This window comes from Streptomyces sp. NPDC048277, from assembly GCF_040652235.1.
GTDB lineage: Bacteria > Actinomycetota > Actinomycetes > Streptomycetales > Streptomycetaceae > Streptomyces.
Genome location: NZ_JBEZLQ010000018.1, coordinates 181182 through 196834, shown reverse-complemented (window position 1 = coordinate 196834; position 15653 = coordinate 181182). Strand labels below are relative to the sequence as shown.

Genomic DNA, 15653 nt, shown 5'->3' with positions numbered 1-15653 from the left:
CCGTCCCTGTCGGGCCGTTTGTCCGAATCCCGGTCGCTAGCGTGCTGCCGCACCCCACCCCATTCGGCAGGCGAAGGCAGGCACGCGCATGAGCACGCACCGGCGCAGAATCAGCGGCAGGAACAAGGCGATGGGCGGTGTGGTCGCGGCGGCCGTCGTCGGTGGCGGGGCGATCCTGTTCACCGGTATCGCGCAGGCCGCCGGGGTCGGCGCCGCGTACACGAGGACGAGCGACTGGTCGACCGGGTACACCGCGCAGTACGTCGTCACCAACAACAGCGGTGCGAGGGAGAAGGACTGGACCCTGGAGTTCGACCTGCCGGCCGGCGCGAAGATCAGCTCCCTGTGGAACGCCGAGTACACGGTCAGCGGTCAGCACGTCACCGTGAAGCCGCCGAAGTGGGACACGGACGGTCTGGCGGCCGACGAGTCGGACACCGTCGGCTTCGTGGTCAACGGCAGCGGGGACCCGACCGGCTGCCGTATCGACAACGCGAGCTGTTCGGCGGACACCACGGCGACCCCCGAGCCCAGCGGCCGCCCGACGGCGTCCACCACCCCGACGGCCACCCCGACTCCTACCCCCACCGCGACGGCGACCTCGGCACCGACGGCCACGGCGTCCGCCACCTCCTCCGCCACCGCTTCCCCGACCCCGAGCAGCGGTACCGGCACCACCACCTCCGCCGCCTTCGCCCCGTACGTCGACACCTCGCTCTACCCGGCGTTCGACCTCCTCGCCGCCGCGAACGCGACCGGTGTGAAGAACTACAACCTCGCCTTCATCACCGACGGCGGCGGCTGCACGCCCAAGTGGGGCGGGGTGTCGGACCTGTCCAGCGACGCCGTCGCCGCCCAGATAGGCGCCCTGCGCGCCAAGGGCGGTGACGTCCGGGTCTCCTTCGGCGGCGCCTCCGGCTCCGAGCTCGCCACCACCTGCTCCTCGGCGGACACGCTGGCGGCGGCGTACGGCAAGGCCGTGGACGCGTACAAGCTGACCAAGGTCGACTTCGACGTGGAGGGCGGCGCGCTGCCCAACACCACGGCGAACACCAACCGGGCGAAGGCCATCGCCAAGCTCCAGGCCGCCCACCCGGACCTGGACGTCTCCTTCACCCTCCCGGTCATGCCCGAGGGCCTCACCCAGGACGGCGTGAACCTGCTCTCCAATGCCAAGGCCAACGGCGTGAGGATCAGCACCGTCAACATCATGGCGATGGACTACGGCCCCTCGTACAACGGCGACATGGGCACCTACGCCACCCAGGCCGCCACCGCCACCCAGGCCCAGATCAAGAGCGTGCTCGGGCTCTCCGACTCCGCCGCCTGGAAGACGGTCGCCGTCACCCCGATGATCGGCGTCAACGACGTCTCCTCCGAGGTCTTCAAGGTCGACGACGCCGGCCAGTTGGTGGACTTCGCCAAGTCCAAGGGCCTCGGTTGGCTGTCGATGTGGTCGGCCACCCGCGACCAGCAGTGCCCCGGCGGCACCAAGCCCACCGCGGACGCCACCTGCAGCTCGGTCGCCCAGGACAAGTACGCCTTCTCGAACGCGTTCAAGGCGATCGGCTGACAACCGCCCGAAACCCCGGTGGTCCGGGCCGGTTTCGACCGGCCCGGACCAGCACGCACCGCCCCCGGGGCCGCTAGAAGATCCCCGGCCCCCCGAAGCCGCCAGGGCCGCCGAATCCGCCCGGGCCGCCAGGCCCGCCCATCGGCGGGCCGTGGTGGTGGAAGCCGTCGAAGATCGCGTCGGCCAGGAGCATGCCGCCCACTCCCGCCGCGCCCGCGATCAGGGCCGTCTTCCACCACGGCGTGCTGTACCAGCCGCCGGGGACGGTACGGCCGCCGACCGAACCGCCCGGGTAGTAGTACGGAGTCCCGGCGCCGGGGCGGTCCGAGGACGTGTAGGTCTGGCCGCCCACCGTCACCTGCTGGCCCGCCGTCGCCGCGCCCATCGGCGGCAGCGCCGGGCCCGGGTCGAGGCCGAGGGCGGTGCGGGCCGCCCGTACGTAGTGCAGGCCCTCCACCGCGGTCTGGGTCACCAGCGCGTACTGCGCCGGGGTGTACGCCGTCGCCAGCTGGTTCTGCGCCGCGCGATGACGCTCCGTCGCGTCCGCCAGCGCCTGGCGCGCCGCCCGCTCGTCACCCGCGTCCAGTGTCGCGATGCCACCGCCCAGCCGGTCCACCCAGCGGATGGCCTCGGCCCCGGCGTCGGCGGTGAAGTCCTGCTGCGCCGTCCGCCCGGCACCGGCCGCGGCCTGCTGCCGGTGCCGGCCGACGAAGGCCACCACTCCGGCGATGACCAGCGCCAGCATCACCAGCGCGATGAAACCCATGACGTCCTCCGATGTCCCCGAGGCTCGATCACCTCGTACGTCCTATGAGACGCCCGGGAGTTGAGAGGCCGCTGATCACTGCCTGAGTGGTGTCTGTGAAGCGGGAGGGGGCGCGGCCCCCCAAAGCCGCGCCCCCGGTCTCAGGCCGCCCCCGGTCTCAGGCCGCCGCCGGCCGGGCCGGCGGGAGTGTTCCCGTGCGGGCCGCCTCCGCGTACCAGCGCGCGCTCGACTTCGGGGTGCGGGCGAGGGTCGCGTAGTCGACGTACACCGCCCCGAACCGCTTCTCGTAGCCGTACGCCCACTCGAAGTTGTCCATCAGGGACCACAGGTAGTAGCCGCGCACGTCCGCGCCGTCGGTGATGGCGCGGCGGACCGCCGAGAGGTGGCCGTGCAGGTAGGCGATGCGCTCCGGGTCGTGGACGTTGCCGTCCGGGTCGGGCTTGTCGTCGTAGGCCGCGCCGTTCTCCGTGACGTACAGCGGTAGGCCCGGGGCCTCCCGGGTGTAGCGCATGATCAGCTCGTGCAGGCCCGTCGGGTCGATCGTCCAGCCCATCTCGGTGCGTTCGCCCGGGGTCTGGTGGAACGCGACGCCGTCGGCGCCCGGCCAGGGGGAGTGGCTGCTCGCGCCGTGGCCGTCCGCCCGCGGACCGTCCGCCGTGGCGGAGGCCGCCGACACCAGCGTGGGCGTGTAGTAGTTCAGCCCGAGCGCGTCCAGCGGCTGGTGGACGGCGGCGAGGTCGCCGTCCAGGACGTGCGACCAGTCGGTCACCGACGCCGTCGCCGCGAACAGCGTCTCCGGGTACGCGCCGTGCAGGATCGGGCCGTGGAAGACCCCGTTGGCCAGGTCGTCGATCGTGCGGACCGCCACCAGGTCCGCCGGGTCCGGCGAAAGCGGCCGTACGACCGAGGAGTTGAGGCTGATCGCGACCTGGTTCCGGGCCGGCATCACCGAGCGCAGGGCCGAAGTGCCCAGCCCGTGCGCGAGGTTGAGGTGGTGCGCGGCGCGCAGCGTGGCCGCCGGGTCGGTACGGCCGGGGGCGTGCACCCCGGAGCCGTAGCCCAGGAAGGCGCTGCACCAGGGCTCGTTGAGGGTGATCCACTGCTCGACGCGGTCGCCGAGCGCCTCGCCGACGATCCCCGCGTACTCGGCGAACCGGTACGCCGTGTCCCGCTCCGGCCAGCCGCCCGCGTCCTCCAGCTCCTGCGGCAGGTCCCAGTGGTAGAGGGTGATCGCGGGCTTGATGCCCTTCGCCAGCAGCTCGTCCACCAGCCGGCGGTAGAAGTCCAGGCCCACCTGGACCGCCGGGCCCCGGCCGGTCGGCTGCACGCGCGACCAGGAGACCGAGAACCGGTACGCGGTCAGGCCGAGGTCCGCCATCAGCGCCACGTCGTCGCGGTAGCGGTGGTAGTGGTCGACAGCGATGTCACCGGTCTCGCCGCCGGCGGTCCGGCCCGGGGTATGACTGAAGGTGTCCCAGATCGAGGGCGTGCGGCCGTCCTCCCGCACCGCCCCCTCGATCTGGTACGCGGAGGTCGCGGCGCCCCAGAGAAAGGCGGGAGGAAAGGTCACGGAGGTCGTGGGTTCAGTCATGGAAGCGCTCCCATAGGAGGTCGTGGAGACCGACGGGTGGGTGAGGAGGAGAGAAGGGGCCGGGACGGCGGTGACCCGGCCCCCGTGCGCGGGAAGGGGCGGCGCCGGCCCCTCTCGAAGCTGTTCAGCCCTTCACGGCGCCCTGCATGATGCCGCCCACGATCTGCTTGCCGAAGATCGCGAAGACCAGCAGCAGCGGCAGCGTACCCAGCAGCGCGCCCGCCATGATCAGGGACTGGTCGGGGGTGTAGCCGCGGCCCAGGCCCGCCAGGGCGACCTGCACGGTCGGGTTGCCGGTCTGGGTGAGGACCAGGAACGGCCACAGGAAGTCGTTCCACGCCTGCACGAACATCAGCATGCCGAGTACCGCCATGGCCGGGCGCGCCGCGGGGAACACGATGTGCCACACCACCCGCCAGCTGCTCGCGCCGTCCACCCTGGCCGCCTCGATCAGCTCGTCCGGCAGCGCCTGGAGCAGGTACTGCCGCATGAAGAACACGCCGAACGCGCTCACCAGGGACGGGAAGATGACCGCCTGCAGCTGGTCCGCCCAGTTCAGCTTGGCGACCATCATGTACAGCGGGATGATGCTCAGCTGCGGCGGCACCATCATCGTGCCGATCACCGTCAGCATCAGGATGTTGCGGCCCCGGAAGCGCAGCTTGGCGAAGGCGAACCCGGCGATCGTCGAGAGCACGACGATGGTCACCGCGGAGATGCCCGCCACGATCGTGGTGTTGAAGAACGCCTGGCCGAGGTTGGCCTCGTTCCACGCCACGTCCAGGTTGTGGAAGAGGTTCCCGCCGAACCAGAACGGCGGCGGGGTCTCGGCCAGCCGGTTGTTGTTCCGGGACGCGGCGATCGCCGTCCACACCAGCGGGAACAGCGAGCCGATCGAGAACAGCGCGAGGATCGTGTAGGCGATCGGGCCCGCGTGCATGGTGCCGCCGGCGCGCGCCGACTTCGGGCGCCGTACCCGCTTGGGTTCGACAGCCGGGGGTTTGGTCAGGGTCGTCGTCACGGCCGGTCTCCTAACTACTGGCGCGCAGCCGGCGCGAGATGACGTAGTTGACGATGCCGATCACGATGAGGATCAGGAACATCGTCCAGGCGATGGCGGAGGCGCGGCCCAGGTGCTGGTTCACCCAGCCCTGCTCGTACAGGTACAGGCCGAGCGTCTGGAACTGGTGCTCCGCGCCGCCCGACGCGCCCTTGTTGGCGTCGAAGATCAGCGGCTCGCCGAACAGCTGGCTGGCGCCGATGGTCGAGACGACACAGGTGAACAGGATCGTCGGCCGCAGCTGCGGCAGCGTGACATGGAAGAACTGCTGCCAGCGCGAGGCGCCGTCCAGGGCCGCCGACTCGTAGAGGTCCTGCGGGATCGCCTGCATCGCCGCCAGGTAGATCAGCGCGTTGTAGCCGGTCCAGCGCCAGATCACGATCGACGACACCGCGATCTGCGAGGGCCACTTGTCGTTCTGCCAGTCGATGTGGCCGACACCGAAGAAGTGCAGCGCCCAGTTGATCATGCCGTAGTCACGGCCGAAGAGGAGGACGAAGACCAGCGAGGCGGCGGCGATCGACGTGGCGTACGGCGCCAGCATCACGACCCGGTAGAAGGTCGAGGCCCGCAGCTTGTAGTTGAGGATGTGGGCGAGCCCCATCGCCATCAGCAGCTGCGGAACCGTCGAGATGATCCCGATGGTCAGGGTGTTCTTCGCCGCGTTCCAGAAGAACTCGTCGCCGAAGATCCGGGTGTAGTTGTGCAGCCCCGCCCACTGCATGTCGGTGGGCGCGGTCAGCTCCACCGTGTGCAGCGAGGCCCAGCCCGTGTAGACCAGCGGGAAGAGCCCGAAGGCGAGGAAGAGCACGAAGAACGGCGAGATGAACCCGTACGGGCTCCACTTGATGTCCCGCTGCCAGCGGCGCGAGAGACGGGCGCGGCGCCGCCGTTCCGCCTCGGTGGGCGCGGCGGACGGGCGGACCGGGGCCGCGCCCCCCTCCTTGGCGAGGGGCGCGGCGGTGTCGTGCCGGGTGGCCATGCCGGTCACTTGTCCAGACTGTTGTCGATGGTCTTGGTCGCCGTCGCCCAGGCCTCCGCGGCGGTCTTGCCCTTGGTGACGAGGATGACGCCGTTGTTGGCCAGACCGTCCTGGATGATCTGGTCCTTCGGGCCGATGATCTGCACCGGGATGCTCTTGGCGGCCTCGGCGAAGACCGTGCCGATCGGGGCGTCACCGGTCATGTCGTTCTTGGCGCCGGTCACCGCCGCCGTGGTGTACGTCGACGGCGCGCTCGGGAAGTTGCCCTGCACGCTGAAGAGCTTGGTCTGCTGCGCGGGCGCGGTCAGCCAGGCGACCAGCTTCTCGGCCTCCGCGACGTTCTTGCCGCTCTTGGGCACGGTCAGGAAGGAACCGCCCCAGTTGCCGGCCTTCGGCGACTGGGCCACGGCCCACTTGCCGGCCGCGTCCGCCTTCGACTGGCCCTTGATGTAGCCGAGCATCCACGGCGGGCAGGAGATCGCCGCGAACTTGTTGTTGGCCATCGTGCTGTTCCAGGACGGCTGGAACTGGGTCTGCGCCTGGACCAGTCCCTCCTGCGCGGCCTTCGCGGTCGTGTCGAACGCGTTCTTCACGGCCGGGTTCGTCTTGTAGATGATCTTGCCGGAGGAGTCGTAGAACTTGGTGGTCTCACTGGACAGGATCGCGTTCAGGAGACCGCCGGGGGAGTCCATGAAGACGGTGCCGGAGGGCGCCTTCTTCTTGTACTGCTCGCCGACCTGGATGAACTTGTCCCAGCTGCCCGCCCACAGCTTGCCCACCGCGGCGGGGTCGGTGGGCAGACCGGCCTGCTGGAAGAGGTCCTTGCGGTAGCAGATGCCGAGCGGTCCGACGTCGGTGCCGAGACCGATGGTCTGCCCGCCGCTGGTGGTCGCCTGCTTCCACTTCCAGTCCAGCCAGTTGCTCTCCTTCACCCCGGAGACCTTGGACAGGTCCTCCAGCTTGTCCGCGAACGTGCTGGTGACCTCGGCGATGTTGCCGACTTCGACGGCCTGGATGTCCATCAGACCGCTGTTGGTGGTCAGGTGGTTGACCAGCGCCGGGTAGTAGTTCGCGTTCTGCTCGACCGAGGTGTCCTTGATGACGATGTTCGGGTGGAGCTTCTCGTACTCCGTGTAGAGCCCGGCCTCCTTGAAGCCGAACGTGCCGAACAGGCCGAGCGTGATCGTCGTCTTGCCCTTCCCGCCGCCGCTGGAGTCGCCGCTGCCACTGCCGCTGTCGTTGGCACAGCCGGCCAGCAACGCTCCTCCCAACGACACGACGGCCGCCAGGACCACCGCCTTGCGCGAGGCGGTTCGGGTACGTGCTCGCATTACGTCCTCCTGTTGCCCTGACGTGCCGACCCCCCGGCCAACTGCACTGTTGGGCCCGTGTGTTTCTCGCTGCGGCTCGGGCGGGGAACGTGCGGGATGTGTATGTGCCAGGTACTGTGGGAGCGCTCCCACCGGTGATGTGTTGAAGGGTCGTCGGTTCGCGGCGGGGTGTCAAGGGAGTCGGCGCGGCGAACCGCGTTCAGTTATCCGGCTGTTAACTAGCCGGGGATGGCGTCGCACAGGGCTGTATATGTCCTGACAAATCGGCCGAGGATGCGCCGGTGGGTGGCACTGTTAGATTCCAGGCCAGCGAGTTGTATGTCGGCGAAAGGGCGGAGCCCATGGCAAGCCACGGAGCGCGGGGGCGTAGTGGTGGTCGGCCCACCCTCGAAGAGGTGGCCGCCCGGGCCGGGGTGGGGCGCGGGACGGTGTCCCGGGTGATCAACGGCTCGCCCCGGGTCAGCGACGCCACCCGGGCAGCCGTGGAGGCCGCGGTCGCCGAGCTCGGTTATGTTCCGAACACCGCCGCCCGCGCCCTCGCGGCCAACCGCACCGACGCCATCGCCCTGGTCGTCCCCGAGCCGGAGACCCGGTTCTTCGCGGAGCCGTACTTCTCGGACATGCTCCGCGGTGTCGGTGCCGAACTCTCCGACACCGAGATGCAGTTGCTGCTGATCTTCGCGGGCAGCGACCGGGAGCGGGAACGGCTGGCCCAGTACCTCGCCGCCCACCGGGTCGACGGGGTCCTGCTGGTCTCCGTCCATGCCGACGACCCGCTGCCCGACCTTCTCGCCCAGCTGGAGATCCCGGCGGTGATCAGCGGCCCGCGGTCCGCCGCCGAGACCCTGACGTCCGTCGACTCCGACAACTACGGCGGCGGCCGCTCGGCCGTCGAGCACCTCCTGGCCGGTGGCCGCCGGACCATCGCGCACATCACCGGCCGCCTGGACGTGTACGGCGCCCAGCGCCGCGTCGACGGCTACCGCGACGCCCTGCGCGACGCCGGCCACCAGGTGAACGAACTCCTCATCGAACCGGGCGACTTCACCGAGGAGGGCGGCCGGCGCGCGATGACCCGGCTGCTGGAGCGGGAGCCCGCCCTCGACGCGGTCTTCGCCGGCTCGGACGTGACGGCGGCGGGCGCCCGCCAGGTGCTGCGCGAGGTGGGCCGCCGTATCCCGGACGACGTGGCCCTGGTCGGGTACGACGACTCGGCCATCGCCCGCCACATGGACCCGCCGCTCACCAGCGTCCGCCAGCCCATCGTGGAGATGGGCCGCGCGATGATCGACCTGCTGCTGTCCGAGATCGCCGACCGCCGCCCGGCCGCGTCCCGGGGGCTGGAACGCCGGCACGCGGTACTCCCGACGGAACTGGTGGAGCGGGCCTCGTCCTGAGGGACGGGGTGGGCGCGGCGGCACCAGGCCGTAGGCCTTCTTGCGGCAGGGGCGTCGGCCGGTCCGGCGTCAGAGTGTCTTGGTCTGGCCGCCGTCGATGAGGATCTCCGTGCCGGTGATGTTCGCGGCGAGCGGGGAGGCCAGGAACAGGGTGAGGTCGGCGATCTCGTGCGCCTCGGTGATCCGCCCGGACGTGATGCCCATGCTCTGCGGCACGACGACGTCCAGCGCCTCCTGGGCGGTGGTCCCGGCGGCCGAGGCGGTGGCGTCGGCGAATCCGCCCGGCGCGGTCCAGAACGGCGTGCGGACGGGTCCCGGAGCGATGGCGTTGACGCGGACGCCCTGCGGGGCGAACTCCTCGGACAGGGACTTGTTCAGGTTGGTCAACGCGGCCTTGGCCGCGGAGTAGTCGACCACCATGGGGAAGGGCAGCCGGGCGTTGATCGAGCTGATGTTGACGATCGTCGCGTCGCCGGCCGCGACCAGGTGGGGCAGGGCCGCGCGGCTGGCGCGGACGGCGCTGAAGAAGGTCAGGTCGAAGATGCGCTGCCAGTCGGCGTCGCTGACCGCGAGGAACGACTCACGGGGTTCGGCGGCCCCCACGTTGTTGACGAGGACGTCCAGGCGCCGGTGACGCTCCACGGCCTGCTGGACCAGGGTCTCGGCCCCTTCCGCGGTGGACAGGTCGACCGCCACGATCGTGACGTCGTACTTGGCCGCCAGGGCGTCCAGTTCGGGGGTGGAGGAACGACTGCCCGCCACCACCTTCACGCCCTCCTGGGCCAGCTTCTCGACCACGGCCAGGCCGATGCCCTTGCTGGCTCCGGTGACGACGGCGACCTTGTCCTCGAGGTGCAGTTCCATGACGGGTCCTTTCTGGATTGATCAATACACAAATATGGCAGGCGGAACCACGGATGTGGGTGTGCCGTGCGGGGCGTCCGCGGTGTTCAGTCCAGTGCGCGCATCGCCGTGGACAGGGCGTCCTCCGTGAACTCCCTCCCCATGCGGGCTCCGCCGACGACGCGAACCCCCTGGATGAACGTGGTCAGGAACCTGGCCAATTCCCTGGGGCTCTTCTCGGGGGAGATCTCCCCTCGCGCCTGGGCCCGCTCCAGGGCGCCGGTGAGGGAGGACTCGACCTGGCGGATCGCGGTGTTGACGCGGTCGGCCGCCGGGGGCTGGTCGCCGCACTGTGTGGCGGTGTTGACCACGAGACACCCGCGTGCGGGGTCGGCCAGGTCCGCCTCGATCATGGCGGCGAGCACCTTGCGGACCGCGTCCCGGATCCCGGGCGTCTCGTCGAGGGCCGTGTCCAGGTCGCTCCCCTGGGAGGAGATGTAGCGGTCGAGGGCGCGTATGTAGAGCTGCTCCTTCGAGCCGAAGGCCGCGTAGAAGCTGCCGCTGCCTATCGACAGTTCCTTCAGCAGGTCCTGCAGGGAGGTCTCGGCATAGCCCCGGCGCCAGAACAGATCCATGGCGCGGTCCGTGGCCTGGTCGATGTCGAATTCCCTGATGCGTGCCATGGGGACACCTTAGCGCGCTTTGTGGAATAGTCAATCCACAAAAAGAGGGCGGCCGGGTCCGGGCCCTGAGCTGACAGGAAACGTAAAGAGTCCGCACGGGAAGAACCAAGGATTCGCCTGCCCTGAGGTGCATATCGACTCAGGTGATCCGGAAGCGGACTGTGGTCGGGCGCCGGGCGGTCACAAAGCGATGGGGCGCCGCACCTGCCGGCCTTCAGAATGCACAGCGGCGCGGGCCCGTCGGGGGACCGCCCGAGCGCTGGGAAGGATCCTGACCTCCATGGCCGTCTTCCGCTTACTCACGCCTGCCTCCGGACGCCTCGCGTCGAGACCGGTCGCCGCCGTCATGGTCGTGGCCGCGGCTCTGGCCGCCGGGTCACTGACGGCCACGGCGCCGGCCCACGCGACGTCCGCCACTCGACCGACCTGCGCGATCAACGACACCAGCGGCTGTCTGAACAACACCGCCACCAGCACCTTCACCACCACGACCGGCCCCGCTGACGCCGACGGCTCCGGCAACAGCTTCAACGCCGCCGACCTGACGAGCACGGCGGGCTGGCGGAGCGGCCACACCGTCACCGTCGACGGCGCCACCGTCACACTGCCGCAGTTCGGCACGGGCACCTACGACAACATGGTGGCCTCCGGCCAGACCGTCACGCTGCCCGGCGACGGCGTCGTCAACACCGGCGACGCCGTGGTCTTCCTCGCCTTCGCCACCGGCGGCGCGGCCCAGGGCGCCACCGGCACCATCACCTACGCCAAGAACAACTGCCTGGACCGGAACAACCCGGCCGACCAGGGTTACGACCTGGACAACGTGCCCGACTGGCTCTCCGGCCCGGCCTCCGCGGCCGCCATCACCCTGGCCCACGAGAACCACGGCGACAACACCCAGACCAGCCCGGCCTCCGGCCCGAAGGTCTATGCCGTGAGTGTCCCGCTGCAATGCCCCGGCTCGGTCGTCAGCAGCATCTCCCTGCCCCAGTTCACCGACGGCGTCCAGGCCGGCCGGCCCGCCCTGCACATCCTCGGGCTCGGCATACGGCCGATGGCCGTCACCGGCAGCGGAGCCGGCGCCCAGCACTGGGTCGGCACCTGGGCCTCGGTCCAGGACACCGGCAAGGTGCTGTTGTCCGACGACAGCGCAGCCACTGCCGACGGCCAGACCCTGCGCATCCCGGCCCACGTCAGCATCGGCGCCTCCGGCGGGGACGGGGCGCGCGTCCACCTGTCCAATGCGCTGGGTGCCACGCCGGTGACCTTCGATGCGGCCTCCGTCGCCCCGCAGGACACCACCGCGGGCGGCGCCACCGCGGCGGCGGCACCGACACAGCTGACCTTCGACGGTTCCACGTCCGTCACCGTGCCGGCAGGCGGCGACGTCACCAGCGATCCGGTCGCCCTGACGGTCCGACAGCAGGCGACCGTACTGGTCAGCTTGCGGGTGCACGGCCCGGTCCCCGCCATGCCCGGCCACTCGGTGGCCCGTACTCCGGTCTGGGTCAGCGACCCCGCAGACCGCACCGGTGAGACGTCCGCCGCCCACTACACGCGGACCACTTACACCGGTCTGCCGTACCTCTCGGGCATCGACGTCACCACCTCCACTTCACACCCCACCGGCTCACTGGTCCTCTACGGAGACCAGAGCGTCAACGGGGACACCGCGAGCGAGGACGGCCGGCATCACCTGAGCGACGCGATCACCGGCTCCCTGGCCGACGACCCCCACGGGAACGCCTCCGTGGACTACGGCGTGCTCAACGCGGGCACCAGCGGCAACCCGCTGCCGCAGATCGCCAACAGCGCCACTCCGGTCAACGCGCTCAACCCCGAGGACCGTGAGGTCCTGGTCCAGGGCAACGTGCGCACCGTCCTCGTCTCCACCGGCGCCGCCGACCTGCTGGACTGCACGGGCAGCGCCGACACCTGCGCCACCGGCGTGGAGGCCGGACTGGCGTCCCTGGACAGCCGGCTGAGCTCGTACGCCACCGACGACGGTCAGCTCTACGTCGACCAGCAGCCGATCACGCAGAACTCGAACATCACCGTCTACCTCGCCACCGTCCCGCCGTTCACGGCCGCCCACTCCGGCACCGCGACCCAGGAGGCCGCCCGCGAGCAGGTCAACGAGTACCTGCTCGACAACTACCCGGGCCGGCTCATCGACTTCGCCGCGGCGGTTTCCACCGGCGGTACCGCCACCTCCCCGACCGTCAAAGCCGCCGACCTCTCGGACGGCAACCCGTCCGACGGGTACTACGCCGACCTCGCCGGCCGCTACGTCGACGACGCCGACTCCGGCACACTCATCTACCCGCCGGACTGACCCCACTGCGGACCGAGGCCCCACCGGGTGACGGAAAAGGCCCCTGGTCTGCGTTTCCGCAGACCAGGGGCCTTTTCCTACTCAAGGGTGAGTGACGGGACTCGAACCTGTTTCGTATCGCTATCGTGACCTGCGTCTTTGCTGTGCAGGTGGGTAAATCCGGGCATACGGGTGACGGGTGATGCGGCTGGATGACACTGCGCGGCATCCGGTTTGGCCATGGCCAAACGCTCCAGTCGGGGACGATGGATGGGCATGAGCGTGGAGATCGTGCCCATGCGCACCACGTGCCGGATGGAGATCCGGGTTCACCCGTGAACAGACGGTCCCCGGTGCGGCTGCGCCGGACCCGGCCTGGCTGATGTCCTTAGGGAGCGCGTGACCGAGACTTCGGCCCGCCGCTCTCGCCCGGTGGACGGGCGGTCCGCTCAGTGGTCGGCACTGCCGGGCGGTACGACCCATTCGGCGGGTTGGCCGGTGAGGGAGGCGATCATGTCGAGGTCGCCGTCGTAGTGGAGGACTGTCCGCTGGTGCAGTTCTGCCGTGGCGGCGATCAACAGGTCGGGGAGGGACAGTGCGCGGTGGAAGCCTGCGTTGAGAGCGTGGCGCTGGACTTCCAGGGCGCGGACGAAGGTGTGGTCGTCGGCGTGGAGGTAGTCGAAGGCGTGGAGCCAGGTGCTGATCCGGGTCGCCTCGGAGCTGTCCCGTGCGGAGTGGATCATCTCGTACTCGGTGGGCTGGCACACGGCCAGGAGGTAGCGCTCGTGCAGGGGCTTGAGCACCTCCTTGACGCCCGGCTTCGTCCAGCGGACGAGGGCGGACTTGTCGATCAGGCAGTGGTCCTGCATCAGGCGGCCCGGCCTCCGTCACGGTCGCCGTCGTGCTTGAGAGAGCCGTCGGCGTTGCGGGGGCCGGTGTTCTCGACGATCTCACTGAAGTCGAACTCGCCGGCCTCCATGGCGTCGAAGCCCTCCTGTCGCAGGTGCCTCTTGACGGCGTCTTCCATGGCGAGGCGGACGGCTTTGGCCTTCGTTTTGGCTCCGAAGATGCGCATGGCCTCGGTGACCATGTCTTCATCGAGGTCGATGACTGTTCTGGCCATGTGGATGGTCCCTCCGCTGCTGGCCCTGCCCCATAAAACGATACCTTTTATTGTTCAGAATAGATGTCGTTTCGGTCGGAGGTCTCATCGTGGATGGGCGATCCTGGCACCGCGGCAGGGCTGGGGAAGGCGGCCCGCAGGGAGGTTCACCACGGCGAAGGCGGGGTGGCCTGCCGCGGGCGGCTCACCGGTGTGGCTGGGGGGCGTACGCAGCGATCTGCCGCTGAGCCGGCCGCCGGGTGGATCCCCGACGGCGGCCACCGCCCGGTAGGGGGCGTGAGAGGGGCGCTTCATAGCACAGATGGAATGAGCCGGGGAGCGACTTACCCGCGCTGGTCGGGGTACGGCAGACTGGCGTGGATCCGGTGGTGTCCGGCCGGACGTGCACCGGCCGAAACAGGGGAGAAGGGAAGCCCGCAGATCCGTGAGTGACGAGTTCGACGCCGCGGAGCCCTCGGCCTCGGAGCCCGTTGACGAGGGCGCGTTCGGCATCGACGCGTTCTCCGTCGACGACCGGCTGCGGCTGTTCCACTTCGCCGCCGCCGAGAAGCGCCACGAGTACCTGTGGCTGCTGCGGGCCTTCGACCGCGGGCGTGCCAACTACCAGGTGCTGCTGCACGCTTCGGACGTGGTGGGGCTGCTGGAGCGGCTCGCCGTCGACCACCCGGCCGCGGGCGGCCTCGGCGGGACGGCCGGTGTGCAGCCGCTGCTCGACGCGCTCGCGGAGTGGCAGGTGCTGGACCGGTCGTACGACGGGACGCGTGCCGCGAACCTCGCCGAGTACCGCAACCGCCACTACGTCTACCAGTTCACCCAGGCCGGGTACCGGGCGTACCGGGCGGTGGAGGACGTGCTCGGGGCGAGCCTGGAGGATGCCCAGCTCTCCCGCCTCGTCTTCCCCGACATTCTCGGCGACCTGCATGCCCTGGCCGAGGCCAACACCGCGGGCGACGGCGAGGAGGTGTACCGCAAGCTCGGCCGTCTCGACTCGGTGCTGAACGAGATGGCGCAGCGCGCGGCCCGTTTCTATCTCATGCTGGGCGATCTGGCGCGTACCAACGACACCCGGCCCGAGGTGTTCCTCGCCCACAAGGACACGCTCCTCGCGCACATGCGGGAGTTCACCGCCGAACTCGGCCGCTACGCTCCGCTGTTGGCCGAGGCGGTCGAGAAGGCGGCGGCCACCGGTGTGGAGCGGATGGTGGAGTACGCGGCCGAGGCGGACGAGCGGCTCTTCCGCAGCCCCGCCGAGCGGGTGGCGGACTGGCGGCATCGTTGGGACGGCATCGTCCACTGGTTTGCGGAGCGCGAGCACAGTGAGACCGAGCGGTTGCAGGACGCCACCGTCACCGCGATCCGCTCCGTCCTCGCTCTGCTGCGCCGGGTCACCGAGGCGCGCCGTGGCGGGGTGAGCCGGGAGAGTCAGCTGCGCCATCTCGCCCAGTGGTTCACCTCCTGCGAGAGCGACGAGGACGCGCACGCCTTGTTCCAGGCGGTCTTCGGGCTCGGCGCACCCCGCCACATCGCCGTCCCGTACGCCGATCCCGAGCTGATCCCGGGGCGTACGTCCTGGTGGGAGGCGGAACCGGTCGAACTCGCCCGCACTCTGGTCCAGTCCGGCCGCACCCCCGCCCTGCACGGCCCCGGCCGCATCGAACGCGACGACGACCGGCGGGCCCTGCTCCGCGCCGGACAGCTCAAGGAACAGGCCGAGCGCCGGGGTGCCGCGCACTCCCTCGCCTCGGACGGTGTGTACGGCCGGACGCTCGACGAGCCCGAGACACGGGCTCTGCTGGCCCTGCTGGACGTGGCCCTCGCCGCCCGTGTCCCCGCCAGCCGCCGGGTCACCGCCGCTTCGGGCTCCGCCCACGGCGTACGGCTCACCCTTACCCCCGCCGAGGGTTCCACCACCGTCGACACCGTGCGGGGGCGGCTCCATCTCGACGGGCTGCGCCTGGAGGTCACCGCATGAACCGTACGAGCCGTACGA

13 protein-coding genes are annotated in these 15653 nt (G+C 70.3%); 4 read left to right on the top strand and 9 right to left on the bottom strand.

The window, feature by feature from the left end:
- Positions 1-88 precede the first annotated feature (88 nt).
- A complete protein-coding gene (locus tag AB0D85_RS33935) occupies positions 89-1573 on the top strand; it encodes a cellulose binding domain-containing protein (RefSeq protein ID WP_362328693.1) in 1485 nt (494 codons plus the stop codon).
- A gap of 73 nt (positions 1574-1646) precedes the next feature.
- Here the strand turns inward: AB0D85_RS33935 and AB0D85_RS33930 are convergent, their stop codons facing one another.
- The 5 genes from AB0D85_RS33930 to AB0D85_RS33910 all read right to left on the bottom strand — a co-directional run bounded on the left by AB0D85_RS33930 (position 1647) and on the right by AB0D85_RS33910 (position 7303).
- Positions 1647-2339, bottom strand: coding sequence for a hypothetical protein (locus tag AB0D85_RS33930; protein ID WP_362328691.1), 693 nt, complete (start codon positions 2337-2339; stop codon positions 1647-1649).
- A 157-nt stretch (positions 2340-2496) separates the two neighbouring features.
- A complete protein-coding gene (locus AB0D85_RS33925; RefSeq protein WP_362328689.1) occupies positions 2497-3930 on the bottom strand; it encodes a GH1 family beta-glucosidase in 1434 nt (477 codons plus the stop codon).
- 124 nt (positions 3931-4054) lie between these two features.
- A complete protein-coding gene (locus AB0D85_RS33920; RefSeq protein ID WP_362328687.1) occupies positions 4055-4951 on the bottom strand; it encodes a carbohydrate ABC transporter permease in 897 nt (298 codons plus the stop codon).
- 10 nt (positions 4952-4961) lie between these two features.
- A complete protein-coding gene (locus AB0D85_RS33915; RefSeq protein WP_362328793.1) occupies positions 4962-5972 on the bottom strand; it encodes a sugar ABC transporter permease in 1011 nt (336 codons plus the stop codon).
- 5 nt (positions 5973-5977) lie between these two features.
- Positions 5978-7303, bottom strand: coding sequence for an extracellular solute-binding protein (locus AB0D85_RS33910; protein WP_362328685.1), 1326 nt, complete (start codon positions 7301-7303; stop codon positions 5978-5980).
- Positions 7304-7644: 341 nt separating this feature from the next.
- On the opposite strand from AB0D85_RS33910, the gene AB0D85_RS33905 reads away from it, so the two are divergent.
- Positions 7645-8700, top strand: coding sequence for a LacI family DNA-binding transcriptional regulator (locus AB0D85_RS33905; RefSeq protein ID WP_362328683.1), 1056 nt, complete (start codon positions 7645-7647; stop codon positions 8698-8700).
- A 69-nt stretch (positions 8701-8769) separates the two neighbouring features.
- Here the strand turns inward: AB0D85_RS33905 and AB0D85_RS33900 are convergent, their stop codons facing one another.
- Together AB0D85_RS33900 and AB0D85_RS33895 are read right to left on the bottom strand one after the other, a co-directional pair.
- Complete coding sequence (locus AB0D85_RS33900) at positions 8770-9564, bottom strand: oxidoreductase (RefSeq protein WP_362328681.1); 795 nt, start codon at positions 9562-9564, stop codon at positions 8770-8772.
- An 86-nt stretch (positions 9565-9650) separates the two neighbouring features.
- Complete coding sequence (locus tag AB0D85_RS33895; RefSeq protein ID WP_362328679.1) at positions 9651-10226, bottom strand: TetR/AcrR family transcriptional regulator; 576 nt, start codon at positions 10224-10226, stop codon at positions 9651-9653.
- Positions 10227-10506: 280 nt separating this feature from the next.
- On the opposite strand from AB0D85_RS33895, the gene AB0D85_RS33890 reads away from it, so the two are divergent.
- On the top strand, positions 10507-12561 hold the full coding sequence (locus AB0D85_RS33890) for a hypothetical protein (protein ID WP_362328677.1): 2055 nt from the start codon (positions 10507-10509) through the stop codon (positions 12559-12561).
- A gap of 428 nt (positions 12562-12989) precedes the next feature.
- Here the strand turns inward: AB0D85_RS33890 and AB0D85_RS33885 are convergent, their stop codons facing one another.
- Together AB0D85_RS33885 and AB0D85_RS33880 are read right to left on the bottom strand one after the other, a co-directional pair.
- A complete protein-coding gene (locus tag AB0D85_RS33885) occupies positions 12990-13409 on the bottom strand; it encodes a PIN domain nuclease (RefSeq protein WP_362328675.1) in 420 nt (139 codons plus the stop codon).
- Positions 13409-13663: a type II toxin-antitoxin system VapB family antitoxin gene (locus AB0D85_RS33880; RefSeq protein WP_361288642.1), complete on the bottom strand. Its 255-nt coding sequence runs from the start codon at positions 13661-13663 to the stop codon at positions 13409-13411. The genes AB0D85_RS33885 and AB0D85_RS33880 overlap by 1 nt, the downstream gene beginning before the upstream one ends.
- Before the next feature lie 424 nt (positions 13664-14087).
- On the opposite strand from AB0D85_RS33880, the gene AB0D85_RS33875 reads away from it, so the two are divergent.
- Positions 14088-15635 carry a TIGR02677 family protein gene (locus tag AB0D85_RS33875; RefSeq protein ID WP_362328673.1) on the top strand — a complete coding sequence of 516 codons (1548 nt, stop codon included), beginning with the start codon at positions 14088-14090 and terminating at the stop codon, positions 15633-15635.
- Positions 15636-15653 lie beyond the last annotated feature (18 nt).